This is a genomic window from Legionella micdadei (assembly GCF_000953635.1).
Lineage (GTDB): Bacteria > Pseudomonadota > Gammaproteobacteria > Legionellales > Legionellaceae > Tatlockia > Tatlockia micdadei.
Genome location: NZ_LN614830.1, coordinates 1,335,116 through 1,359,908, shown reverse-complemented (window position 1 = coordinate 1,359,908; position 24,793 = coordinate 1,335,116). Strand labels below are relative to the sequence as shown.

Below are 24,793 nucleotides of genomic sequence, written 5' to 3'. Positions count from 1 at the left end.
TCATCCCGAGCAAAGCGAGGAATGACATTCTCTCAATTTTATCAAGCATAGGTTGGTTATTTAGCCAACCTCGCCATTTGGGTCAAGCCAACTCAGAAAACCCATTTCTCTCTAAAGCGTGCTGCAATTCATCACCATGATAAATAGCTAATATTTTTGAGGCATAATGCGGATCAGTCGCGTAACCTGCACGATACAATTCATCAATATAGCGCTCAGGGCTTCTTGTATTTGCCAAAGCATCCCCATAACGATTACTGTCTTTGATTAAAGACACATAATCATTAAAACTGTTTTCAATTGATGCATATTTCTTAAAAGCCGCGTTTACCTTAATGGGTGTATCAGCAATATACTCGGTAGTATTTACATGCACCGCATCAGTGTTGTTATCTGCTGCTTTGATATTAAAGAAATTATAAGAACTGCTGCCGTCTGCATCTTTAGCAATAAATTGCCCCCATCCTGTTTCTAAAGCCGCTTGGGCAAGCAGAATTTTAGGATCAAGCCCCAATAAATTAGCTGCTTGTCGAGCATAAGGCCACGCCGAACGCACAAAATCATCAATCTGAGGATTTGGAACGGTTTCTTTTACTGCCACAGGTTGTTTCGGAGCAATTCGTGCTGGCAAAAGCGACTGCTCAACTTTGGTTTTAGGGTCATTAAGCGCATTGAGTGTTTTCGGTGTATTGGAATTAATGGCATTAATCTCAGTTTGAGGCATTGTAGCTTGTGTTTGGGATTTAGATAATTGTTTTGCAAGCATGGTTGCTAAGCCTATTCCCTGGCCTTGAGTAATATTCGTTGCGTATTGGGCATCAAGCATTTCTTGGAAGGTTTCCACACTTTTTCCTCTGAATGGATTTGATTCTTCTAGAAAATGTTGGCCCATACGCATGCTTTTGAGCATGGATTGCAGAAAAATAGCTTCGAATTGCTTCGCAACCTCAGGCAGTGCTTTGTCAGGATCCTTTTGTGCCTTTGCCCTTAATTCTTGTAAACTTTGAAAATCACTTACGGCTATTCCTTCAATTGCCATTTTCAATTCATCCATTAAATAATAATTATTGTTGCGTTTAGTGCGCCAGCCTGCTTTAAAGCTTCGAGTATAGCAACCAGGTCTGCCGGTGTTGCTCCAACCGCATTCACTGCTCTGACAATATCTTTTAATGAAGGACCGGGGGCAAACAAAAAAGTGCGATTTCCCTTCTCCTGAACACTGATTTGCGTATCAGGAACGACTACTGTTCTTCCTCCCGCAAAAGGATTCGGCTGGGAAACTTGAGGATTTTCGCTAATGGAGACAATTAGGTTGCCATGTGATACCGCTGCTGGTTTAACATGAACTAATTGGCCCATAACAACTGTGCCTGTCCTTGGGTTTATAATGATTTTAGCTTCAACTTCGCCTGGTGTAAATTCGATGTTTTCCAAAACAGAAATATACTCTACCCGATGCGATAATTCCTTAGGCGCAGTCACACGAATTGAGGTTGCATCAATTGCCCGGGCAGTACCTGGCCCCATCGTTTCATTGATTGCATCAACCATGCGTCGGGCGGTAGTAAAATCAGGGCTATGCAAATTGTAAACAAGCGATCGTGAGACATAGAAAGGATTAGGGATATCCACCTCGACAGTCGCCCCATTAGGAATACGTCCGCCGCTAGGCACGTTCACCGTGATACTGGAGCCGTCCTGACCGGAAACCGAGAGTGAACTAACGATAATATTACCTTGCGCCATCGCATAAACACGGCCATCTGCCCCTTTTAAGGGAGTCATTAGTAAGGTGCCTCCCCTTAAACTTTTAGAATCACCAATGGATGATACATTGACATCCATTGCTTGGCCTTTTTTCATAAAAGAACTAAGGCTGGCAGTCACCATTGCTGCAGCAACATTTTTTGAATTCAGCTTGGTTCCGGGAGGGATGTTAATGCCGAGCTGAATCAGCATATTTGCAAATGTTTCCTCGGTGAAGCGAGTACCTGTTCTGTCACCTGTACCATCAAGACCAACTACTAAGCCATAGCCAACCAATTGGTTAGTTCTAACTCCAGCAAGAGTGGCTAAATCTTTAATGCGCTCAGCATGTAATGCAAAAGACAATGTGCTGATTAAGAAGTAAATGCATGCCAAATAGGTTTTACGCATTAATCGTCCTGTTATCTTAGGTTGGGAATATCGGTCCCCAAATAAAGCGGGAGAACCAGCCTTGGGCGTTCATGTTATTCAATTCGCCCACGCCACCGTAAGCTATTCGAGCATTAGCAATTCGATCGGAGCTGATTGTATTATCAGGTCTTATATCTTGTGGCCTAATAATGCCAGATAGCCTTATGTATTCATCCCCTTGGTTAATTTTTACCCATTTTTCGCCTTGAACAACCATATTGCCATTAGGCAATACTTTAGAAACCGTCAAAGAAATGCTTCCGAATAATTTATTGTTTTGAATTTCTTGACCTTGGCCAAAAAATTGACGCTGCGCATTTAAATCAAAATCCATACTATAGCCACCACCCAAAGCAATGGGTCGGCCGAAGAATGTTTTATTGGTTATTGTAGTCGTATCATTTTTTTGACCGAATGTACTTGCTTTCTTTTGTGCATCCGTTTTCTCAATCAAGACCACTGTGATTAAATCACCGGGATGTCTTGCTCTTGGCGTTTCGAAGAGAGGCAAAGCAGTTTCAGCATTATAAATGGCACCGTTAACATGACGGATTTGTTTTGGATCAGGCGAAGCTGGATAGGTCGGTGCATATTCAGGATGCGTTCCCGGGAATGGTGGATTAAGCTGATCACAGCCGCTTAACGTTGAAACAATGATTAGGCCAAATAGGCGTCGCAATGGAGTCATTTCACCTTCTCAACTACAAAGTTTGATTTAAATATTGCAACATACTATCCACTGTTTGGATGCCTTTAGCATTGATTTCATAGCTGCGTTGAGCTTGAATCATATTGACTAATTCTTCGACAACATTCACATTGGAAGCTTCCAGAGAGCCTTGCAGAAGGGTACCTAGGCCGATATTACCCGGATTATCTGTTTGCACAGCACCACTTGCCACGGTTTGTAAGAAAAGGTTTTGTCCCATAGGTTGCAGCCCTGCAGGATTAATAAACGTATTAAGTTGGATAACACCCAATTGTGTAGGGGTATTATTCCCTGCTACTTGGACACTCACCGTACCATCTTGACCAATAGTAATACTTAATGCTTGTTGCGGAATGGTGATAGCCGGTTGAAGCACATAGCCACTAGCAGTAACAATTTGGCCTTGAGAGTTAATCTGGAAAGTACCGTCTCGTGTGTATGCTTGAGTTCCATCAGGTAACAGTACCTGGAAAAAGCCATTTCCTTGAATTGCAACATCAAGAGGATTCTGAGTATTAAGTATACCTCCCTCAGTAAACACCTTTTGCATAGAGACCATATGGACACCGCTGCCCATATTGATACCAGTCGGGATTTCCGTTGTTTGGGTTGCTTGGGCGCCTGCCTGCATTAAATTTTGGTAAATCAAATCTTCAAATATTGCTCTGCCTTTTTTAAATCCTGTCGTGTTTACGTTCGCCAAGTTGTTTGCAATATTTGCTATTTGCTTATCTTGAGCATCTAATCCAGTTTTACTAACCCATAATGCTGGTTCCATAGCCTTATCCTATCCTACTTTAAAAATAAAACCTCATAGCTGCAAAAGCTGTGCCAGTTTTTGTGCGTTGCTATCAACAGCCCCTACTATCTTCATTTTTGCGTTAAAACCTTGACCTGAATTGATCATATGTATCATTTGCTCTACGGGATTCACATTCGAGCCTTCTAAAGCCCCTTTCACGACATTAATAGAAGCATCTGTCTGGGCTGTCCCGCCACCAGTCAATTTCATTAAGCCATCAGCATCTTTATAGAGTTCATTGCTCTTCAGCTTGACCAATTTTAGGCGATCTAAGACCACTACTGCACCAGGAGGCCCTTCGAATGGGACTATAGATATCGTGCCATCTGTTCCGATCTCTACACGTTGTGCTGGTGGAATTGAGATAGGACCGCCATCACCTATTACAGGCCTGTTTGAACCATTGACTAACATACCGTTTTCAGTGATATGAAAATTACCTGCTTGCGTATATGCCTCTTTTCCTTGAGAGTCCTGGACAACAAACCAACCATCGCCCAGTACCGCCACATCTAAATCTCTACCGGTAGAAATTAATGGGCCATCGGAGAAGTCAGTACCATTTGACTGTGCTACTGCTAATGCTTCACTCGATTGTACGGATCCAGTGACATACAAAGACTGAGCCCTAAATAAATCAGCTTTGAACCCTGGGGAATTAATATTGGCCATATTATGGCCGATAATGTTCTGCCGATAAAAATCAAGTTGCGAAGCATTCATTGAATGATATAAAACTGGATCCATATTGAAGCCCTCCTAGCTTACCAACTAATAACCTAGTTCCTCTCTCGTTGCTAAATTCCGCAGTTCTCCCGTGAGGCTTTCAGGAATCCCTCGCGAGTAATAGCTCCCGCAAACAAGTCGTGGGACGCAGAGGAAAGGCTGGTTGTTATCTCATTAACCAATGTTTATAATGGTTTGAGTTATTGTATCGCCAGCACTAATTGTTTGCGCATTCGCCTGAAAATAGCGCTGGGCAGTAATTAAGTTGACTAACTCATTTGTTAAATCCACATTTGATTCTTCAAGTGCACCTGACTGAATCAAACCAAGGCTCGCTGTTCCTGGGTTGCCTACTAAAGCTTGTCCTGATGAAGCAGTCTCCCCCCAGGTGGTATTTCCTAAAGGCTGCAATCCGTTCAGGTTTGGGAAATTAGCTAGCTGCACTTGCCCCATAATCTGTGATTGACCATTAGTATAAAGCCCAAACAATACGCCGTCCTGATCAATAGAAACACTATTCAACTGCCCCGTAGTAAATCCATTTTGAGTGCTTGATTGCACAGCAAAAGGGCTGCCAAATTGAGTGCAATTGGATAAATCCACAGTGAAATTTAAAGGATTTGCCCCATTAGTTAGGTTGGTTGTTAACGGAATTAAATTGTTAGCGATCGGCGTATTCGTTGTATCGGCCACATTAGTAAAACTTCCATCACTATTAAAATTAACCCGATACAAATTCGCACTGTTTGTTGTGCCCACATTGGCGGGAACATTTTGATTGTCGATTTGAAACGCAACGTACCATTGATTCTGAGTTCCAGCAGGCGAAGACGCATTGGGGTCTCCGGCAGGTGCTGAGGCATCCCCCCGTATAAAATACATCGATAAAACATGAGAATTGCCTAAGCTGTCATAGATTGTGGAGGAGGTGACATTATTGTAAGTATCACCTGCTGGCGTTGCACCACCTGACCAAGCCACGGTAGGCGGAGTACTATTTGCATATAAATTTGCTCCTTCAGAGACCGTTGTCGTCGCCTGGGGAGTTATATTCGCTGTATTGAGTTGTAAATTGCCAGTAACACTGCCCAACTGACCATTTTCAGCCAGTAAACCGGTTAAATTTTGGTTAAGGCTGTTAACAATAAATCCGTTGTTATCAATGCTGAAAGCCCCTGCCCTTGTGTACACGGAAGAACCATTATCACTTAAAATAAAAAAACCAGATCCGTTAATTGCAAGATCAAGGCTATTATTCGTAAAACTGATATTCCCTTGGCCAAACGATTGTTGCACACCAATCATATTGACCCCATCGCCAATGACATTGGTGCTGCCAAAAAAACTATTTGCATAGACATCAGCGAACAATGCCCTTGAGCTTTTAAAACCAACTGTCGATGAGTTTGCAATGTTATTACCCACAATGCCCAAATCATTCGTCGCCGCTTGCAGCCCACTGAGTCCTGTTCCAAAAATCGTCATAATTGCCTCCTGCACTCAAAAAGATAATATCGGTCTATCGAGATTGCGCTAATTAACTTCATCCCTTGAGATGGTGTTTGCTTTCGTCCAATAGCGGAAACATGACCTAATTTGTAATTTCTTTGACATCATTCAATGAGACTGTGCCAACCCCTGCCACATTTAATTTAACACCCTCGCCATTTTGTCCTAAGCTAACACTGTCTACATTAGCCGCTGTCATTGTCTTTAAAGCGACCTCTTTTCCAGAATAAATCCCATTTACTTTAATTGTATACTTGCCCATCGGCATGCGCTCACCTTTCTGGTTTTGGCCATCCCAAGTGAAAGCAAACAACCCTGCTCCATGCTGCCCTAAGGGAATTTTTCTAATTAGTTCACCCGATTCCGAATAGATTGAAGCCACTAAATTATCCACAGCTGCAGGCAATTCGATTGCCGCTTTGACCTCCCCTTGATCCAGATTTACACTGTCACTATTTACCAGAACCTTGCGACCAACCAGCGAGGAAGCTTGTAATGCTTGGTTAGATTGAAGCGAAGAAGCGAGTTGTTGAATGGATTCTTGCATTTTGGTGATCCCATCGTTTGTGCTGAATTGAGCCAACTGACCTAAAAAATCACCATTCATTTTAGGTTCCAAGGGATTCTGATTTTGTGCCTGAGCAATCATCAGTTTTAGAAAATCCTTCTGACCTAAACTTTTACTTTGACCTGTCCCCATTTGCCCTAAAACTGCATTTGCACCACCTACTGAATCCACCGCCATAATTCACTCCTTACTCTCCTAACTGAAGGGTCCTTTGTATTAATTGCTTTGTGGTATTAAGCACACTCACATCCATTTCGTAAGCACGAGAAGCAGAAATAATATTAGCCATTTCTTCAACTGAATTAATATTTGGAGCATAAACAAAACCGTCTTGATCTGCCAGAGGGTGATTTGGTTCATAGCGTTTAACCGGATCGGCATTACTTTCATAAATACCTGATACTGCAACCCCACCCTTAGTCTGATTCATCCATTGCTGGGCTTCCTCCTGGATAGCTGTAAAAATGGGGTATTGCGCCTTGTATGCTTCGTCCGCACTACCTGTGACAACATCGGCATTCCCCATATTGGAAGCACTGGTCTTTAACCGCGCAGTTTCGGCAGCCAGAGCTGAACCAGAAATATCAAATATATTGTTTAACGACATACCTACTCTCCCTTCAACGCGGTCATCATTGTTTTAATCTTATTATTCAAAAAGGTCAAACTGGCCTGATAACCGACGGCGTTACTTGCGAAGGCTGTCGTTTCTAGATCTTTGTCAACTGTGTTCCCATCGAGTGTAATATGGCTCGGTATGCGATACATCAGCTGACTTTGAAAAGTGCTTTGGCCACTAATATGGTTGGCAGCATCTGTTACCATCTGTTGGGCAGACGCTCCTTCCATAGCTTGGCTTAGTACCTCGTTAAAATCGATGTCCTTTGCTTTATAATTGGGCGTATTGATATTCGCCAAATTATTGGCAAGCTGTGACGTGCGCTGCTCACGCAACATCAATGCTTTGGCATGAATTCCTAAATAACCGTCTAAATTAAAAGCCATCCCTACTCCCTGTTTAAAAGACTGTAGCAATAAAGCAAATCTCGTGCCAATTTATGGAAATTTGAATTATAATGGCTGGCAAGTCCTGATTTTATAAAGATAAGGGGTATGAAATGAGAAATAAAGAAGCTGGTTTGCCAGAAAATGCCGTTGAACTAGTGAAATCTTACCTTCTTAATTTTCAGGATAACCTTTGTCAATCGCTATCAGCGATCGACGGCCAGGGCAAATTTATTGAGGATAGCTGGACTAGACAGCAAGGTGGCGGAGGTTTGACGCGAGTTTTGACCGACGGGAAAGTTTTTGCCAAAGCCGGTGTCAATTTTTCACATGTCTCAGGGGAGCAATTGCCTCCTTCTGCAACCGCGCATCGTACCGAGTTGGCAGGCTGTCGTTTTAGTGCGTTAGGGGTATCGATAGTCATTCATCCAGAGAATCCTTATATCCCTACTACTCATGCAAATGTCCGTTTTTTTGTCGCTGAAAAAGATGGGAATCCGCCTATCTGGTGGTTTGGTGGAGGATTTGACTTAACGCCGTATTATGGTTTTCACGAAGATTGTAAATATTGGCATCAAATTGCTTTTAAGGCATGCGAACCTTTTGGCCAAGATCTCTACCCTCGTTTTAAAGCTTGGGCTGATCAATATTTCTACTTAAAACATCGTGAAGAAGCACGAGGGATCGGCGGCTTATTCTTTGATGATTTTAATGAGGGTGGATTTACCAATAGCTTTGAATTGATGAAAAGCATTGGCGATCATTTCAGCAAAGCTTATGAACCGATCGTGCAGAAACGTAAAGCGTTACCCTACGGCCCGCGGGAAAAAGCATTTCAGCTTTATAGACGTGGACGTTACGTTGAATTTAACCTGGTTTACGATCGAGGCACCCTTTTCGGTCTGCAATCCGGTGGTCGAACAGAATCCATTCTTATGTCCTTACCTCCGGAGGTACACTGGGAATATGACTGGCATCCCGAAAAAGGCAGTCCAGAAGAAAGCTTATATAAAGACTTTCTCCCTGTGAGAGATTGGTTAAACGACTAATTGCATCGTAATAGATCAGGTTCCACTCGTTGAATTTGACACAAATGGTCAGGTTTGTATATGGGTTCCGAGAAAGCATGCCCAAAAAGCGGCGGATAACTGGCTATGCGTGTAGTTTTTTGTCAGGTTTTCTCGCAAGATGTGCCAAAAAAGGCGCTTCCAGATAAGAACCGCTCTATTGCATTCTGTTAAAGGAAAAATCAGCTGATCTAGGCTATCTGACCTGAACCATTAGCCTTTTAGCTTGTATTAGCAACAGCAGCCACAATGCAAACGCTGCTGCTGCATTTAAAATGGCAACGATTAAAAATACCAATGCAATTCCCACGTTTAACTGCAATAGAACCATGACCATGATTGATCCTAAAACCATGAAAAGTGCATTAATAATATTATTCGCAGCGATTGTGCGTGCACGCGTTCCTTCATCGCTGCTCACCTGCAAATAAGTATATAGCGGTACCACGAAAAGTCCTGCACAAAATGAAAATAAGAAAAAATCCACAGTTATTCGCAAACAGTCCGGTTTAATAAAAAACTGCGCAAATGTTTGCAAAGGCATTTCTTCTGTGATCTTGGGTGAAGCTAGATACAGATCAATGGCGAACACAGACAACATGAACATAGCGATTGGAACATAACGCAATGTGATTTTGCTTGCCAAAAAGTAGCTAATTGACAACGCACCTAAAGCGATCCCAATTGAGAATAAAGAGAGAAACACAGCAAACACAGATGTATCTGCCCATAAAACATAATGGGTATAATCAGGAAGCTTCGTCAGCATCACTGCACCGATTAACCAAAACCAGGAAATCGCTAAAATTGCGGGCAACAACCGATGGTTTTTTAGTGCATCTTTCAACATGTTCCATGTAGCCCGCCCAATTCGCCAATCAATAATTAACCCTTTAGTTATCGAAGGTGCAGCGGGAATGTAGCAACTTGCGGTAAGTCCTAAAACAGCAATCAAATTAACAATTAAAATCGCATAACCAACATGAACCACCGCCGTTCCAATTGCCAAAGCCCCTAGCGATGTCCCTAAAAGAATTGCCAGAAAAGTACTTGCTTCAATAAGTCCAGTCGCCTTTAGCAATTGTTCACGGGGTAGATGATCAGGGAGAATGGCATATTTTATAGGTCCAAAAAATGTAGAATGGATTCCCATCCCTGCTAAACAAAATAGCAGTGTATAAATACTGCCCGAATAAAGGGCAAAACTACCCACACACATAAGCACAACTTCAAACACTTTGATTAATTTAGTCATTAATGCCTTATCGTATTTGTCTGCAAGTTGTCCTGCAGTCGCAGAGAATAAGAAAAAAGGAAGGGTGAATAAAGCGCCAGCTAAAGCTTGATAATACTCAGATTGATTTTGTGAAGTACTGAGATGGTAGCTTATTAAAGTCAGCATCGATAATTTAAATGCATTATCATTGAAGGCGCTGAAAAACTGGGTTAAAAACAGAGGTAGAAACGTTTTTTTATTTAATAGATAAGTCGCTAGGTTTCCCATTAAAAAGGGCTCCCCCCAAGTTTTATTTATCTGCAAGAAGGTATCAGAAAGTTGTTTGAAGTCAAATAGTTCTCTCAATTATTTAGAACCAACAAATTGCTTTAGATTTAGTCAAAATTAACGTACACTAATCATTCTTATTACAATTATTACTAAACGAGTAATCTCATGGCTCTAATCCGTGGTATTTCATTTGACTTTGACGGCTCCTTATCCAGAATAGGAGAAGATAAAGATGTGATTCGCGCTAATTCAGAATTTCTCGACTTCATTAGAGCCCAAAATCATAAGTACGCTAAAACTTATGGCTATATAGGTTCTAACCGCCAATCAATCTATGACGACAGTGTTAATGCCTTTAGCAACAGAAATGGGTCGTGCTATCCGCAAATCCGTAAAGTTTGTGATTACATTGGGGCGATATTTGACAGTTTTACCCTTACCGATCTCTATAATAACCTCGAGGCTGGTCAATCCGTTCAACTTGCCCTTTCTCTTTTAAAAAGAAGCAAAACCACTGATGAAAAAGATGATAGCTATGTTTATGATCCTGATCGAATTAAGCAAACACAAACACCGGACTGGTTACACGACGAAAGTAAATTGTCTCTCCTGATTGCGCAAATTCATAAGCTCGCTTCTGAACACCCGGATGATGAGATCGAATTTTATTTTTATGATGACAAGAAAGAAATCCTAGACAGGTTAAGCACTTTTTTTGATATTCCTGAAAATCGGCAATTATTACCCAGAAATCTTAAGCAATTACACCTTGTCCCATATCCTGCAATCCTTCAGGAGAAAACTACTCTGCATATCAACGAGAAACTGAATACCCCTCCCTCCATAATGGAAGCAATCGACATCCCCCCAACTGAAAAAGAGGAAGGCAGCGTGCTTTTGGCTAAACAACCTGAGGATCTCGCTGAAGAAAATATGGCCTCCTTCAACTTAGGCAATAAAGCAGAAATACAATTCGTTTCCTATCCACCGATTTCAGGCATAGGCGACATTGATTTCAATTATCGTCAAACGGTGCAAACGATGGCTGCAGTCTGCATCGAATCCCAAAGATACCAAGAAACTTTGCCCACCGATACCGAAGCTAACCGAGTTAGAAATTATGAGCAAGCCGCTCGAGGAAATTTTGTCCTTTCTACAGTCATGAGTTTTGTCCTTGACTATGTACCTGGTTCAAGCCCAAAAATATCTCCCATTACAATACCCGCTAGGCTCAGAACCCTATCGCCTGAACCAAAGCTATCCCTTCAACAACCTCTATCATCTAAAGCAGATAGTTCGGAAAAACCTACTTCTGTGTCAAGTAAACATTTATTGGGTTTTTTACCCGGATTTCTTAAAGGCTCTAAATCTAAGCAAGCTAAAAACAAGGAGAAAAAAGAGAAAGAAGTCCATAAAAAGGATAAACGGATATCGAATACAAAAGATAAAGAGAAAAAATCAACCGAAAAGATAGAAAAATTTGAAACACCTTCTAAACTTGCTCCCGTTGCCTCAGCCAAATTTAGCAGTCGCCAAGCTACTTCTAAGAATTCGATGACACGGCCTCAAATACCACCTGATAGCTTTTTTACTGCAGCGGCGCCTAGACAAGAGGAAACCACTCCCCAAGGGCAAAACAGTTCGATCACTTTAAGCTCATACCGGGAGCCTAGCCAATTCCCCAAACATAATTAGGATAAGTAGCCATAGCCGTCAAGCTGAACACTTTATATCTTTACTGACTTGATACACAGAGGACAGGCAAAGCTGTACTGCCATTAATTAAATACTCGATAATCTGACTGCCTGTAAGTAAGCGAATACCAGGCGGTTATACTTACTCATTCACCAAGCTCTCTTTCAGAGCACGCTTACTTAAAGAAGCTATGATTTTTTCCAAGCTATGTTGGTGAGGTTCAGTTTGTTCGATAATAGCCGTTGTCCGTTGGGTACAGTACTCTTTTACTTCCCGGTCGGGCAAAATATAGAAAGTCTTATTTTTTACTTCGCGCACGATATGCTCAGCAACATCAGATGCAGGTCTGCTACGTGCAATCAAATCAGCGACCATATGATGCAACTTATCCGTGTGTAAAGGAGCAGAATTAGCGAGTAATGATGTGCTTGCAAAAGAAGGGCAAACCACAGAAACATCCACGTGTTTATCCAAACGCTTAAGATCAAAATGAAGGGATTCAGAGAGGGCTACGAGTGCATGCTTAGACATCGCATAAGCTGCCATTTGTGAACCACTGCATAAGCCATAGAAACTAGCCATGTTGATAATATGCGAGCGATGTGTTTGCTGAAACATGAGAGGGAGAAAAGCTTGTATACCGTGGATTGCGCCATGCAAATTAATATCCATCACTTTTCGAATATGTTCGTTCGTTAACTCCCAGATTGGCGCAAGTTGGCCACTAATACCGGCATTGTTAAATAACCAATCAACACGATTAAAATGTTCATAGGTTTGTTTAGCTAAATGCTTAAAACTATCTGGTTTAGCAACATCGCAAACAACCCCTAGAACCTCAGTTTCAACCTTATCGCTTAATTGTTCAACTTGATTGCAAAGAGCAGTGACAGCATTGTCTGCCATCACAACATGCATACCCTGCTGCAGGCAAATCTCAGATAAAGCCAAACCGATCCCGCTTGCAGCCCCAGTAATTACTGCAACCCGTTGACTGGACTGCATCCTAATTTCCCTCCAAATGATCGCGTTCGATGTAAAAAAGAAATAGGCTGTTTATATCGCTAATGACTGGTATTTACTAACAGCACATTGATGCGAGAGCCAATTTGAGTTGTCCAAACAAAACGAAAAAACTGCCGCCTTTCATTCTGGCTGGAATAAAGCTGGGATGATAACGACTCTACCGTTAGCAGGTCAAGAAAAATGGAAAATGCAAATGCCCATCTTCTGCCTAAAAATGAGTAGACGTTAACACAGGGGAACCTGAGCTATGACTAAAAAACAAAGTCAGGCAGGTTGCCTGACTTGCATTTACCATTACTGTTGCTCTTGTTCGGTAATTACAATTACATCCTGCGCTTTAAATCCTTTTGGACCTTTATCAAGAATAAAAGTTACCGGATCATTTTCGTGTAATGTCTTAAAACCGACACCCTGAATATCCTTATAATGAACGAATATATCGTCACCTTGCTGATTAACGATAAATCCAAATCCTTTTTTTTCATTGAACCACTTGACGTGGCCCGTTTCTCTTTGCGACATACACTATCCCCTTTCAACACTCTATCTTCTACCCAAATGGTAGGTCAAAACATTTCCAGCATCCATTCCAGTTCAAATTGTGTGCACCTCAATAAGCAGATGCCACAAATACATCATTTTTGCGCTACAATGGACACTTCACATGCTGGAATTCACCAAGCATGTAATTAGCATAAACAGTTTTTTGTTGATTGTTAACGATTTTTTTTAATTTAATCGTTTTTGGGGGATTTGATGGACACTTCTAAAGAAGCATTTATTCGCCTTGCCTTAGATTGTCAGGTATTGAAGTTTGGTGAATTTACTTTGAAATCGGGTCGTATAAGCCCCTACTTCTTTAATGCAGGCCTTTTTTATCAAGGGGAAGCCCTACGCCAGCTTGGTTATTTTTATGCGAAGACATTAATCGATGATAAAATCGATTTTGAGCATCTATTTGGTCCAGCCTATAAAGGCTTGCCAATAGCTACAGCAACAGCCATCGCACTGGCAGAGCTTGGAGTGAATACCACAGTCACTTTTAATCGTAAGGAAGCTAAAGACCATGGTGAAGGCGGTAATCTCATCGGTGCCCCCTTACATGGTAGTACCATCATTATTGATGACGTCATTACCGCAGGTACAGCTTTTCGTGAGTCTCAAACCCTAATAAAACAAAACGGCGGCCAACTTACGGGTGTAGTGATTGCACTGGATCGCTGCGAGCGCGGCCAAACCCATCAATCGACCCTCAAAGAAATTGAGGCTCAGGGTATTCGTGTATTATCCATCATTACCCTTTTTGATTTGATTGATTATTTGCGGAAAAATAATCAGACACAGGATGTTGAACGCCTCCTTGCTTATCAGCGGGAATATGGTTGTTAAGAAAACGTCATACATGCCCTTGGGTGCAAGGGCATGTTATTTAATAAGCAGCAATATCTATCGTCTTCATTTTATAATTTACTTCTTTATCACCCCTTGAAACCGTGAGTGTGATCTCTTCGCCTACTTTAATATTGGTTAATAAATTATAAAGCGCGTCGTAGTTTTTCACTGGATGTCCATTTAAAGCAACTATAATGTCGCCTAGATGGATTCGCCCCCAACTATCGCGGTAAGTGCTTCGTAATCCAATTTTCGCCGCTGGCGTATTAGGTATGACATCAGCGATTAAAATTCCGTGGGTAATGCCTAAACGTTTTGAAATGGCAGGACCAACCCATTGTATACCAATACCTGATAAAACCACCCTACCATTCTTAATGATTTGCGGGACTATTCGTGCAATATCGTCTGCTGGTACTGCGAAACCAACCCCCGCAGAATTACCTGAACTCGAATAAATAGCGGTATTTAATCCAATTAAGCGGCCTTTACTGTCTAAGAGAGGACCACCCGAATTCCCTGGATTAATGGATGTGTCAGTTTGGATCATGTCCCGTATAGTTACACCTCCAACCCCGGGAACTTGGCGGCCAAGAGCTGAAATGACACCTACGGATAGGCTATGATCGAGTCCAAAAGGATTACCAATCGCAATGGTTTTTTGTCCTACTAATAATTCGTTAGTACGTGCCAGTTCAAAAGGAACAAAGGATTTGAGCATCTCCAATGCTTTTGATGACTTAACTTTTAAAACAGCAATATCTTTGCGGGGTTCAGAACCGATGACTTTAACTGGAACTGTCATGCTTCCGATACCTACCGCCAAATTATCAGCCCCTTCTATTACATGATAGTTGGTTACTATGTGGCCTTGATCATCCCAAATAATTCCAGAGCCTGTGCCAGCAGGTACTTGCATGCGCTCAAAAGAGTTATTGAGAACTGTGGTCAAACGGTGAACATACACCACTTTGGGAGAAAATTTCTGAAATATCTCAACTGTATTCCTTTCATCGGGCAGCAATTCATCAAGTACCGCGCTATGAGCAGGTATAACCACAAAACTGGCACAATATATTAAAAGTGAAATTAACCCTTTCATTTTCATTTTACACTCCATATCACGCATATCATTAATTGGGGCTTGCTATAGGCAAGCTTAAACTATGACAATAACCATTTATGAAGTGTGATTATATTTTAATCAATCAACTTTGACAAATTCGTTTTTTTTTATTGGTTAAAAAAGGTGACGACAACATTCAAAAGCACCTGGATTAGCTAAGCCAATCCTCAGTGCAAATGAATTAATTGAGTATGGGTTTCTATCGAAAAGTAACGCTTAAATGTTTGATATGAATCCACCAAAGGCCACTCCTCTGCTTTATCACACATACGCGACATTTCTGCTTCAAATATAAGGGGGTAGTGGTGGTTAAGGAAGGGTTCAATATCTGTCAAATTACTGAAATTTTTCACAACAACCGTGGCGTTCTCCGCGAGATGAGATAGATTGATACGCTCTAGCACATCCGCAAATTCAGCCCGCTCTTCTACCGCTGATTTTAACCACTTAAGTAAAACTGAACGGGGTTTCACTCGTAATAATTGCCGTCCTTGGCTTAATGAAGACTCCATCAAGACGATGTGAGAATGTAGCTCAAATTTAAAACAACACAGAAAATCGAGAAAAGTGCCCTCAATGTTATTATTTGCCTTTTCACCTAACCATCGACGAATCTCATGCCGAAACATTGCCGCAAAATGGTTTTCAATCTCATTGAGTGTGTCTTCATCATTATCATATTTATTGATGACATAAGCGGTATTATCCACTTGCAATAAGCGTAATTCGGGTAACTCAACGTCGGGCAATTGCGATGCGAGGAAAGACAAAAACACACGTGTAGGCTTGAGAATAATAATTTCCCATTGACTCGATTGCATGACGCGCTCCTTGATTTTATTGACTCATCCTGAGTACTACTGAAAGTAAAATCAACGTCTTTTTCCCCTGCTTTTTCAAGGGAAGGCTATCAGGTTAACTCTCCCTAAAAGTAATGGCAAGAGACTTTTTTATATTTTTAATCAGATAAATTTCTTGACAAAAAAAACTAACGATCTTTCCAATAGATAGGGTTTATACTAGGCAAAATAAGAGCATCTGACTTGACATAATGCTGGTTATCTATATTCTTGTTCAATTTATCTTGCTGTTGTTCACATCATGAAAATTCTTAAGAGACTGCTGGCTGGCACCTTGATCACTCTCGTCATTGCTACGATCGCCCTCTGGACTCTTGCAAAAACAATCAATCCAGAAATTGTTAAAGACTACGTTAGCGCGCAGCTGAGCACTTTGACACAGCAAGAAAGTAAAGTTAATGGCGAAATCTCTTGGCAGATATTCCCGAGACCAGGAATTAGAATTACCCAAATACAAATCGGTAATGAGGATAATCAAGCAAATTATTCAGCAAAATTAGAAAATCTACTGTTTAACTTAAAAATCACACCATTATTACGTGGAAAATTGGTTTTTAACGAACTCAATGTGGATGGATTTAAAATCCATATCAATCCTGAGGCGCTTTCGCCTTCGCTAAAATCGGTAAGACTGAAAGGAAAAAATGAAGAAAAAACAAGCCTCGCTGATCAATTTGCGATTGAGCGGTTTTTACTAAGTCATGGACAAATCGTCATCCAAGAAAATCAAAAGCTAGTCACCCTCTCAGGTTTACAGATAGGGGCTGAACAATTTAATTTTCAGCGGACAGCGTTCCCATTGCAATTTAAGACCACTCTTGAGGTGAATGCTGCAAAAGAAAAATTGTTTAAAACACATATTAATTTTAAAGGAAGAACAAGCCTGGCACCCTCATTATTTAGCAACCCTTTGATCGCGCTTCAAAACATGCCTTTAGACGGACAATTATCCCTACAAAACACAAAATTAAAGCATTTTAAAGTAACTAAGATTAGTGCCCGAACCAAAACAAAACCTGGTGTATTGCTTTTAAATCCCTTAACTTTCGACTTGTACAACGGTGAGTCTGTTGGCGATCTTCATTATGAGTTTGCAAGCAAAAAATTGATTCTAAATCAAACTGCCACCAATTTAGATAGCGCAAAATTAGGTCATGATTTATTTAATAAAATCTTGTTTAAAGGCAGCTTGGACTTCTCTATTCATGCCCAAGCAAATTTGCAAAATCCTAATTGGCAAGACAGCTTCAATGGAAGAGGAAACCTAACAATTAAAGAAGGGACAATGGAAGCAATCAATTTAGATAAAGTGATTGAGGGAACCAGCAATAAAGTTAATACGCTCCTCTTAACTAAAAAGACCAATAATGGACAACAAATTCTCGAATTAGGTCAATTTAATAATCCTGAATTTTTCAAAGGAAGCACAAATTTTAAATTACTCACTTTCCGATACCTCTTGCAAAATGAAAAATTGACGAGTAATTCCTTAGTTCTTCAAACTGATAAATTACAATTAAAAGGCGAAGGAAACCTGGATTTAAGGAATAATGATATAGATGGCCGTTTGCTAGCAAAAGTTGTTTTGCAAGACAGCCAAATCGATAAAATTCAGCAGTTGCTTGGCGGTGGTTTTCCAATCCTAATTAAGGGGACTTTAACCGAGCCAACCGTCTTGCCTGATCTACAAAAAATTAACCCTGTGCTTACTCAAGCATGGATTCAAGATACTTTGACCAAACCAGTTAAAAAACTTGAGGAAACAGTGAAAACTATCTTAACTACAGTGAAACCACCCGCGCTATGATCCAAGAGCAATTCACTACACCTTTGCTCAGGTGGTTTGATATCCATGGCCGTAAAGATTTACCATGGCAACATCCACGCACTGCTTATCGAGTATGGATTTCTGAAATCATGCTCCAACAGACACAAGTTAAAACCGTCATCCCCTATTTCGAACGTTTTATCGATCATTTTCCCGACATTTGGCAACTCGCCCGTGCTGACGAAGATGGGGTTTTAGCGCTTTGGTCTGGGCTAGGCTATTACAGCCGCGCAAGAAATATTCATAAAACAGCGAAAATTATTTGTGAACAATATCGGGGGGAATTCCCATCTGATTTGACCAACCTTAAGAATTTACCAGGAATCGGCCCTTCCACTGCAGCAGCAATTGCTTCACAAGCTTTTGCACAGGCGACACCTATATTGGATGGCAATGTTAAACGGGTTCTCTGCCGTTATTTTTTGGTGGATGGTTGGCCTGAACAAAACACAGTTAAACGAGAACTATGGCGATTAGCTGCACAATGTATGTCAAGGGAGCGCTGTGCGGATTATACACAAGCGATAATGGATTTAGGAGCAACTTGTTGTACTTCTAGAAACCCCAACTGCGCTAACTGTCCTTTAAACAAGACTTGCTTAGCAAAACTTCAAGATAAGGTATCCCTTTACCCACACAAAAAAATAAAAAAAACACTGCCTGTAAAGCAGCAGCAATTTCTATTGCTCTACAATCACGAAAAAGAAATTTACCTTGAAAGGAGACCTCCTACAGGCATTTGGGGCGGCCTTTGGTGCATGCCTGCCATCGATTTGGATCACTGCCCTAAAGAATATATTGAAAAAACATATGCAATGACGAGTGTCAATAGGCAAGAATTGTTAAACATGAGGCATACCTTCAGCCATTTCCACCTCGAAATTAAAGCACTCGCTTTTCAAACTGTGGAAAACCAATTTTTGATCGAAGAACCACCAGGAAAATGGTTTAAAGCAACTGATATCAACCAGTTAGGGCTAGCAAAACCAGTGAGTAAAATTCTTAATTATTTTTTCGCGCTTGGTAATTCATCACACAAACGCTAATTTTACATTGCAGCTTCCAGCTCATCGTCTTGGCGGCGGTTATTAGCTGCCATTAAAAACAGCAATCCCCCTGCGATGAGCAATAAACAAATTTCACCTAGATATAATTGCGTTACAGGTGCATTTTTCCATTGAGCTAAAACATAATAAAACACAATGATAACTGTCCCTGATACAGAATTAAACAAGGATTGCACTCTACCTTGATAGTCAAGCTCGGTTATTTCCTGCGCTAACGTCGTCAGCAATGCCCAAGAAGAAAAAGCAAAACCAATGAAAAAATGATAAAAAATTGCCCATAATACATCTTGGGTATGGCTAAATAAGTAAAAAGCTATTATTCCTATGATCACTTGCGCGAAAATGACGCGAATAAGTGAGAACCGATCTGCTAACCAAGGACTTAAAAATCCACCCACAACAATACCGGCTGATAGCATCGCTTCCAGCCATCCGAACTGTGCCACCGAACTATGTAACACTGATTTTGCAAAAGGGGCGAGCAAAACAGGCGCCGTCATATAGCAAATAAAAAACAACCCTTGAATTAAATAAATCAGCAACACTGGAACGCGTTCAATAATATAGCGTCCTCCTTGGATGAATTGGTGAAAAAATGGCTCACGCACTTCCTTTTTTTGACGAACCGATCGATAGGAAATCCGCCAAATTAGCGCAGTGGCCAACAAGTAAGTGAATGCATTGATGATAAAACAAGTCGCAAAAGAAGTCCCAGCTAGAATTAATCCGGCACCCCCCATTCCCAATACGGCTCCTATTTCATAAGCCGTATCAATCATGGCATTGGCATAGAGTAAATCATCTTCCGTATCCACAATTTCACGCACAAAGGTCATGGCCACGGGAATATATGCAGCCAATAAAGTCCCCAGCAAAGTGGCTAAAAAATAGATAGCCAAAGGACTAATTTGGTTATGATACGCAATAATCGCAAAACCAAATAAACAGACCGCGCGTAGGCCATTGGTAAAAAGCAATAAAAATTTGCGATTGCAACGATCTGCCACTACCCCAAGAAAAGGGCCAAACAAAACATTAGGAAGCCAAAAACAAGCCATGAGTATCGCAGTTGAGACCACTGACGCATCAAAACGCATCAGTGCCCAAACCATAATAACGTACGTTAGGCCATTGCCGAACATGGCTAAGGCACAGCTTAGAGTGAAATGCCTAAAAGCCGCATTTCTAAAAAGATAATATTGTTTGCTAAACATCATTTAAATCACTTACAACCTGTTTAGCAAGGTGATTATCTTTACCTTAAAGCACACACAAGCTAAACATCATGAGAAAGGAGGTAACGGCACGTCGTCCTCGTTAGAATCGTCCTCTAATGATAAATATTCTTCAGAACTAGAGTAAGTTGGTTTAGGACCAACCTCATAGTCTTGCACAAAAAACACCATTCTGCGAGCTCTTCCTACTAGCGCTTTTAAAATTTCCCAAAATTGAACGAGTTGTTGTCCAAGAGAAGCCATGGTTGACATTTCTTCGCCTAATTCCTGCTTCTCTTTATTTTCGGATGTAGAGTAATCTTCGGCCAACTTCTTCATGGCTTCTTGTGATTTAGGATTCTCCCTTAGCTCATGAGCAACCTGAATGATCCGGTCTTTTTCTTTCTCAGGCAACCGATCGTTCTCACATGCTTCAGTAGCTCGAGCGATTATTTGCTCTTCTGCTAATTTTAACTCTTCCGAAAGCGCAGAAATGTTATTAACAGCCTCTAGTTCCCCTTTGATTTTATTTAAATCTCTGTTTAATTTTTCAAATTCCTCATCAGAGATAGGGGTACCTAAATTTCGCAACACAGCATTTCGTGTAGTAATATCGAATGCTATTCTCTCCATGCTTAAAAGGTTAGCCGTCCATTCTGAAAGCTTATCCTCCTTCGCATGACGAAGATCGGCAGCTTGCATATCCCTCGTAGTTTTTTCAAACAATTCGTTAAATTCTTTAAGCTCATTGAGGCAAGCTCTTGCAAAGCCGCTAGCAACAAGATCCGCAATCATTTTTTTTGCAGCTAATATCTGATAAATATCAAAATTAGCCTGTTTAATCACCTTATCTTTTACCTCAGCCAGTAATACAGGATCTGGACTTTCTTGTTTCATTAACCAGCGTAATTTGAGTAGCGAGAATAAATAATCCTTTTTACTCTCTTCATCCCCTGCATAAAAATCCATTGGAACATCGGCAAGCAATCCTTTTACTGCACGCTCCTCAAGCTCAGCTTCGTACCCATGTGCGAAAATATCCTCGACAGACTGGCTTATGGCAGGATCTACTTTATCAAGATGCATTAATTCTAATTTAATTAATTGCCCATAGCATTTTTTATATTGCTCATTAAAATCAGCTAAATTATCGAGTGTTGAATCAGGACCAATTTTTAAATTAGTCAGAGCGGAATGAATTTCACCATATAGTATTTCTCTTTCTTGATTATAAGCAAATCTCTCATTGGCAGAATCACTGATGTAAAAACTAGAAAAATATTTGTAAAAATCCGTTAATTCGATTTCAAATGTATCTGCGCCAGCTTCCTCAAGCGCCTCAAAATCGAAGGTTCCTTCTTTTTGCTGATAAACCCTTCCGGTTGTTCCCCAGGGGTTACGCAACTTTAAATAGCAGATAGTACGCTCTTCATCTTCACCAGTAACTTTCCTCTCTTCTACGTCTAGTACAGTATAAGCATGGCGATTACGCACCCCTGGGACATCTTCACTAAACTTCGCATTCGTTCCCGCAGCAACAAGCTTGCCTTCCGCTAAAGCTTGTTTAATAGCCTGAAATTGCTCATATTGTTCTTTTTGGTAGTAGCCGGAAAACGCCGGAGCTGTACCATGAACTTGGTGCTCTGCAACTGGAACACTTATGTGGTTGAAATAACGCTGTAAGAAAGGAGCAACTGCATCCTCATCATTCTTTGCAGCAAATTCAATTAAATCAAGTAGTTTGTCTGTTTCCTTTTTATCTGAACTAAAAATACGATCGCATTCGCCTTTATGCTTCAGATAGAATGACAAGTAAGTATAATACCCGTAAAAAGCAGAAAGGGCTTGATCTGGGTTAGACTCCTCCTTAATGAGGTCAGCAATACCTCGTTGTCCATCCTTGTCGTTTCTAAACTCCTCTGCTTTAGCTGATGGCGCCCCAGCCCCTTCGTAAATCTTGCTAATCTTAGGCAAATAGTTAAGTAAAACAGAATAAATCATCCTGTTTCTTATTGGCGAATCTTTATTCACTAGATCTTTAAAAAAATCAAAATCATCAGCACTTAAAAACTTGGTCACTTCGCAGACAGGCGATACTCTTTGGGCAGTAGATTGATGCTGGGCATTTAAACCTGTTAATACTTTAAAGGCAGTTGAGGAATGACCACCCCCGCTGAAAACAGTAGCTATCGAAGCATCAACTTGCTTATTTGCGGAATCCTTTGCCCTAGCCGCATAAGCGTTTTCCAAAACATACACCCATAAAGCCTTATGATGACTTAATGATCCTGCTCGATTCGCTAAAACTGCAGCACTTACTGTGATGTAAACAGGTTCTAAAGTTTCTGAGTCAAATAATCGAACTGTCACTGTTCCATCTTCGTTCTGTCTCATCATGCCCCGAATAAAAGCTTCTCCTTCAGGATGATTTAAAATGGATTGAACAGCGGCAAGTAAGAAGCAATCAGGAATTTGGCCTTGACTAATTTCATCTATAGTTGGCGAACCATCCTTAAAGAGAGGCTCATCACGACGCTCATAGTGCTCTGTAAATTTAAAATATTTGGATGGTTTGCGATCAGCAGTAAACTCGTAGCTTCCTAGAATAATGATATCATTCTGACTTTCTGGCAGAGTACTGTCGGCTGACTCTGTATTATCTTTGTAATGGGTTAATTTAAATCGTTGAGGTTCATCGGGTTTATCGAAGTTTATTGGTTGAATAATAACCTTTGCCTTTTTATCGAGGGTTATTTGTTCCCCATCTTCTTTGCTAACATTAATTTCTTTACGTAATTGGCCACGAACACCAGGAAAAACACGGGCTACATTGGACTTATCAGCTACAGCTGGTAACAGTCCTCGCTCAAATCTAGGCATATTAAACTCCGAATACAGCACTGTCTAAATGATACTACATCGAGCACAAATTGTAAATAATTTGCACATTAAGTAAACCTTAAGGCGTTTTACACAATTCACTGACTTGAGCTGGAATCAACACCTCTAGTTTTTTTGTTGTATTAAAAGCTAAATCCAGTATTATCCTACTCTATTATTTATTAGAGATTTGGGCATTATGATTATAATCACTCTTATATTAAGTCTAATTGCCTTATTGTGGGCTGCGAATCATCTTGTTTCAGGTGCTTCAGGCGTTGCTCTACATTATAATCTTCCTCCACTTTTGGTAGGCTTAACTTTAGTAGCTCTTGGCACATCCACACCTGAAATTATGGTAGCTATTAGTGCTTCTCTGGAGGGCTTCAATGATATCGCTATTGGTAACGCCATTGGAACTAATATTGCCAATATTGGTTTAGTTTTGGGTTTAACAGCCTTACTAAAACCGTTGAAAGTACAACCTACTCTTTTTCATCGCGAATTTCCCTTGCTTTTTTTAGTTATGTTGTTTACCTATTCAATCATGTTGAATGGTTATCTCAATGTTTTGGATGGTTGCCTGTTTCTATTAGCTTGTGTTGCCTTAATCCTTTATTTTATTTTTATGACTCGACAACACCGTTCCCAAAGACAGCTCACCGTCGAGTTCAAAAATGCTAGTTTGCGTAAACGATCTTTCAAACTGCATCTCGCCAGTCTTATTTTAGGTATTATTGTTTTACCGATCAGTTCCCGCTATTTAGTGAATAGCTGTATCGCACTTGGGCATTGGCTCGGAGTAAGTGATTTATTCATGGGATTAACCATTGTCGCTATTGGAACTTGTTTACCCGAACTTGTTACTTCAGTGGTTGCGGCAGCGAAAGGTGCTGATGATATTGCCATAGGCAATATTCTTGGCTCAAATATGTTTAACTTACTTGCTGTAATGATATTCCCAAGCCTTATTCACCCTGCTGCAATTAGTCATGCGGTTTTATGGCGTGACATTCCAGCTATGTTCATTACTACCTTAGTCCTCTTGTGGATCAATTATTACAATAAGAAAAGACTTGCCCGTTGGCATGGGGGAATTTTGGTACTGGTTTATGTTTGCTATATGATTTCTTTGATCATTAGTGCTTCGAGCTCTTAGCGAAGAATTCACTAACGCACTGAAAATCAGTTTCTTTGGCCAAATAAAAAGCCACGTATCAACCTCCGGCGCTGCATTGTTGGTTTAATGAAGAAGCTCTGACCTCCTCTATTGGACAGGGGATCCTTTTGCTTATTGAGACTATTTTGGGATTCTGCAATTCCGCAAAAGCTGTAAAACCAGGTGCAACCTGGGATACCTCAATGTGAGTAGGTTCGTGAAATGCGGATAATTTCTCTGAGCTAATCTCTTTTAGAAATTCTTTAATTTGGAAGACAGAGGTAAAATGGATATACTGACTAGGTATCTTGGGTTTATCTTCAGATCGATTTTCATAGTCTATTACCTCAAAGCCTTTTGTCAAATTTGCCATGATATAAATTGCAGGGAAAGCAAATATAAATTCTAGTTTTCCTTCATCATTGCTCAAAAAGTAAAATTACATAGAACACCATTGAATAAAAAAAAATCATC

The 24,793-nt window shown here is 40.6% G+C and carries 22 protein-coding genes; 6 read left to right on the top strand and 16 right to left on the bottom strand.

Annotated features, from left to right (window positions below; all coding sequences use genetic code 11):
* Positions 1-82: 82 nt before the first annotated feature.
* The 9 genes from flgJ to flgB all read right to left on the bottom strand — a co-directional run bounded on the left by flgJ (position 83) and on the right by flgB (position 7,497).
* Positions 83-1,039, bottom strand: a complete 957-nt coding sequence (gene flgJ / locus LMI_RS06080) for a flagellar assembly peptidoglycan hydrolase FlgJ (RefSeq protein WP_045100602.1) — start codon at positions 1,037-1,039, stop codon at positions 83-85.
* Between the two features lie 14 nt (positions 1,040-1,053).
* Entirely contained in the window at positions 1,054-2,157 is a 1,104-nt protein-coding gene (locus LMI_RS06075) for a flagellar basal body P-ring protein FlgI (RefSeq protein WP_045099002.1), read from the bottom strand.
* A 16-nt stretch (positions 2,158-2,173) separates the two neighbouring features.
* Positions 2,174-2,866, bottom strand: coding sequence for a flagellar basal body L-ring protein FlgH (locus tag LMI_RS06070; RefSeq protein ID WP_045099001.1), 693 nt, complete (start codon positions 2,864-2,866; stop codon positions 2,174-2,176).
* Positions 2,867-2,879: 13 nt separating this feature from the next.
* Positions 2,880-3,665, bottom strand: a complete 786-nt coding sequence (gene flgG / locus LMI_RS06065; RefSeq protein ID WP_045099000.1) for a flagellar basal-body rod protein FlgG — start codon at positions 3,663-3,665, stop codon at positions 2,880-2,882.
* A gap of 33 nt (positions 3,666-3,698) precedes the next feature.
* Entirely contained in the window at positions 3,699-4,436 is a 738-nt protein-coding gene (locus tag LMI_RS06060; protein ID WP_045098999.1) for a flagellar basal body rod protein FlgF, read from the bottom strand.
* Positions 4,437-4,589: 153 nt separating this feature from the next.
* Positions 4,590-5,900 (bottom strand): flagellar hook protein FlgE, encoded by a 1,311-nt coding sequence (flgE, locus tag LMI_RS06055; protein ID WP_045098998.1) that lies wholly within the window; start codon positions 5,898-5,900, stop codon positions 4,590-4,592.
* Positions 5,901-6,006: 106 nt separating this feature from the next.
* Entirely contained in the window at positions 6,007-6,669 is a 663-nt protein-coding gene (locus LMI_RS06050) for a flagellar hook assembly protein FlgD (protein WP_045098997.1), read from the bottom strand.
* A 10-nt stretch (positions 6,670-6,679) separates the two neighbouring features.
* A complete protein-coding gene (flgC, locus tag LMI_RS06045) occupies positions 6,680-7,099 on the bottom strand; it encodes a flagellar basal body rod protein FlgC (protein ID WP_045098996.1) in 420 nt (139 codons plus the stop codon).
* Between the two features lie 2 nt (positions 7,100-7,101).
* Entirely contained in the window at positions 7,102-7,497 is a 396-nt protein-coding gene (gene flgB / locus LMI_RS06040) for a flagellar basal body rod protein FlgB (protein WP_045098995.1), read from the bottom strand.
* Between the two features lie 113 nt (positions 7,498-7,610).
* On the opposite strand from flgB, the gene hemF reads away from it, so the two are divergent.
* Positions 7,611-8,546, top strand: coding sequence for an oxygen-dependent coproporphyrinogen oxidase (hemF, locus tag LMI_RS06035; protein ID WP_045098994.1), 936 nt, complete (start codon positions 7,611-7,613; stop codon positions 8,544-8,546).
* A gap of 214 nt (positions 8,547-8,760) precedes the next feature.
* Here the strand turns inward: hemF and LMI_RS06030 are convergent, their stop codons facing one another.
* Entirely contained in the window at positions 8,761-10,068 is a 1,308-nt protein-coding gene (locus LMI_RS06030) for an MFS transporter (RefSeq protein WP_045098993.1), read from the bottom strand.
* Between the two features lie 168 nt (positions 10,069-10,236).
* Between LMI_RS06030 and LMI_RS14850 the strand changes: the two genes are divergently transcribed.
* Positions 10,237-11,766: a hypothetical protein gene (locus LMI_RS14850; protein ID WP_052679469.1), complete on the top strand. Its 1,530-nt coding sequence runs from the start codon at positions 10,237-10,239 to the stop codon at positions 11,764-11,766.
* Between the two features lie 142 nt (positions 11,767-11,908).
* Here LMI_RS14850 and LMI_RS06020 read toward each other — a convergent pair whose 3' ends face one another.
* Complete coding sequence (locus tag LMI_RS06020) at positions 11,909-12,772, bottom strand: SDR family NAD(P)-dependent oxidoreductase (RefSeq protein ID WP_045098992.1); 864 nt, start codon at positions 12,770-12,772, stop codon at positions 11,909-11,911.
* A 315-nt stretch (positions 12,773-13,087) separates the two neighbouring features.
* On the bottom strand, positions 13,088-13,315 hold the full coding sequence (locus LMI_RS06015; RefSeq protein ID WP_045098991.1) for a cold-shock protein: 228 nt from the start codon (positions 13,313-13,315) through the stop codon (positions 13,088-13,090).
* Positions 13,316-13,549: 234 nt separating this feature from the next.
* Here LMI_RS06015 and pyrE point away from each other — a divergent pair, with 234 nt between their 5' ends.
* On the top strand, positions 13,550-14,182 hold the full coding sequence (gene pyrE, locus LMI_RS06010) for an orotate phosphoribosyltransferase (RefSeq protein ID WP_045098990.1): 633 nt from the start codon (positions 13,550-13,552) through the stop codon (positions 14,180-14,182).
* A 40-nt stretch (positions 14,183-14,222) separates the two neighbouring features.
* On the opposite strand, the gene LMI_RS06005 is transcribed toward pyrE, so the two are convergent.
* Both LMI_RS06005 and LMI_RS06000 read right to left on the bottom strand, forming a co-directional pair.
* Entirely contained in the window at positions 14,223-15,287 is a 1,065-nt protein-coding gene (locus tag LMI_RS06005; RefSeq protein ID WP_416419559.1) for a S1C family serine protease, read from the bottom strand.
* 191 nt (positions 15,288-15,478) lie between these two features.
* Entirely contained in the window at positions 15,479-16,132 is a 654-nt protein-coding gene (locus LMI_RS06000; protein WP_045098988.1) for a hypothetical protein, read from the bottom strand.
* Between the two features lie 280 nt (positions 16,133-16,412).
* Here LMI_RS06000 and LMI_RS05995 point away from each other — a divergent pair, with 280 nt between their 5' ends.
* Together LMI_RS05995 and mutY are read left to right on the top strand one after the other, a co-directional pair.
* A complete protein-coding gene (locus LMI_RS05995; protein WP_045098987.1) occupies positions 16,413-17,978 on the top strand; it encodes an AsmA family protein in 1,566 nt (521 codons plus the stop codon).
* Positions 17,975-19,045 (top strand): A/G-specific adenine glycosylase, encoded by a 1,071-nt coding sequence (gene mutY, locus LMI_RS05990; protein ID WP_045098986.1) that lies wholly within the window; start codon positions 17,975-17,977, stop codon positions 19,043-19,045. Before LMI_RS05995 ends, mutY begins: the two co-directional genes overlap by 4 nt.
* Before the next feature lie 2 nt (positions 19,046-19,047).
* On the opposite strand, the gene LMI_RS05985 is transcribed toward mutY, so the two are convergent.
* Positions 19,048-20,283 carry an MFS transporter gene (locus tag LMI_RS05985; protein ID WP_045098985.1) on the bottom strand — a complete coding sequence of 412 codons (1,236 nt, stop codon included), beginning with the start codon at positions 20,281-20,283 and terminating at the stop codon, positions 19,048-19,050.
* 66 nt (positions 20,284-20,349) lie between these two features.
* The gene (locus tag LMI_RS05980) at positions 20,350-23,160 is read right to left on the bottom strand and encodes a C2 family cysteine protease (RefSeq protein WP_045098984.1); all 2,811 of its coding nucleotides are present in this window, start codon (positions 23,158-23,160) and stop codon (positions 20,350-20,352) included.
* Between the two features lie 199 nt (positions 23,161-23,359).
* Between LMI_RS05980 and LMI_RS05975 the strand changes: the two genes are divergently transcribed.
* Positions 23,360-24,319: a calcium/sodium antiporter gene (locus tag LMI_RS05975; protein WP_045098983.1), complete on the top strand. Its 960-nt coding sequence runs from the start codon at positions 23,360-23,362 to the stop codon at positions 24,317-24,319.
* Positions 24,320-24,793 lie beyond the last annotated feature (474 nt).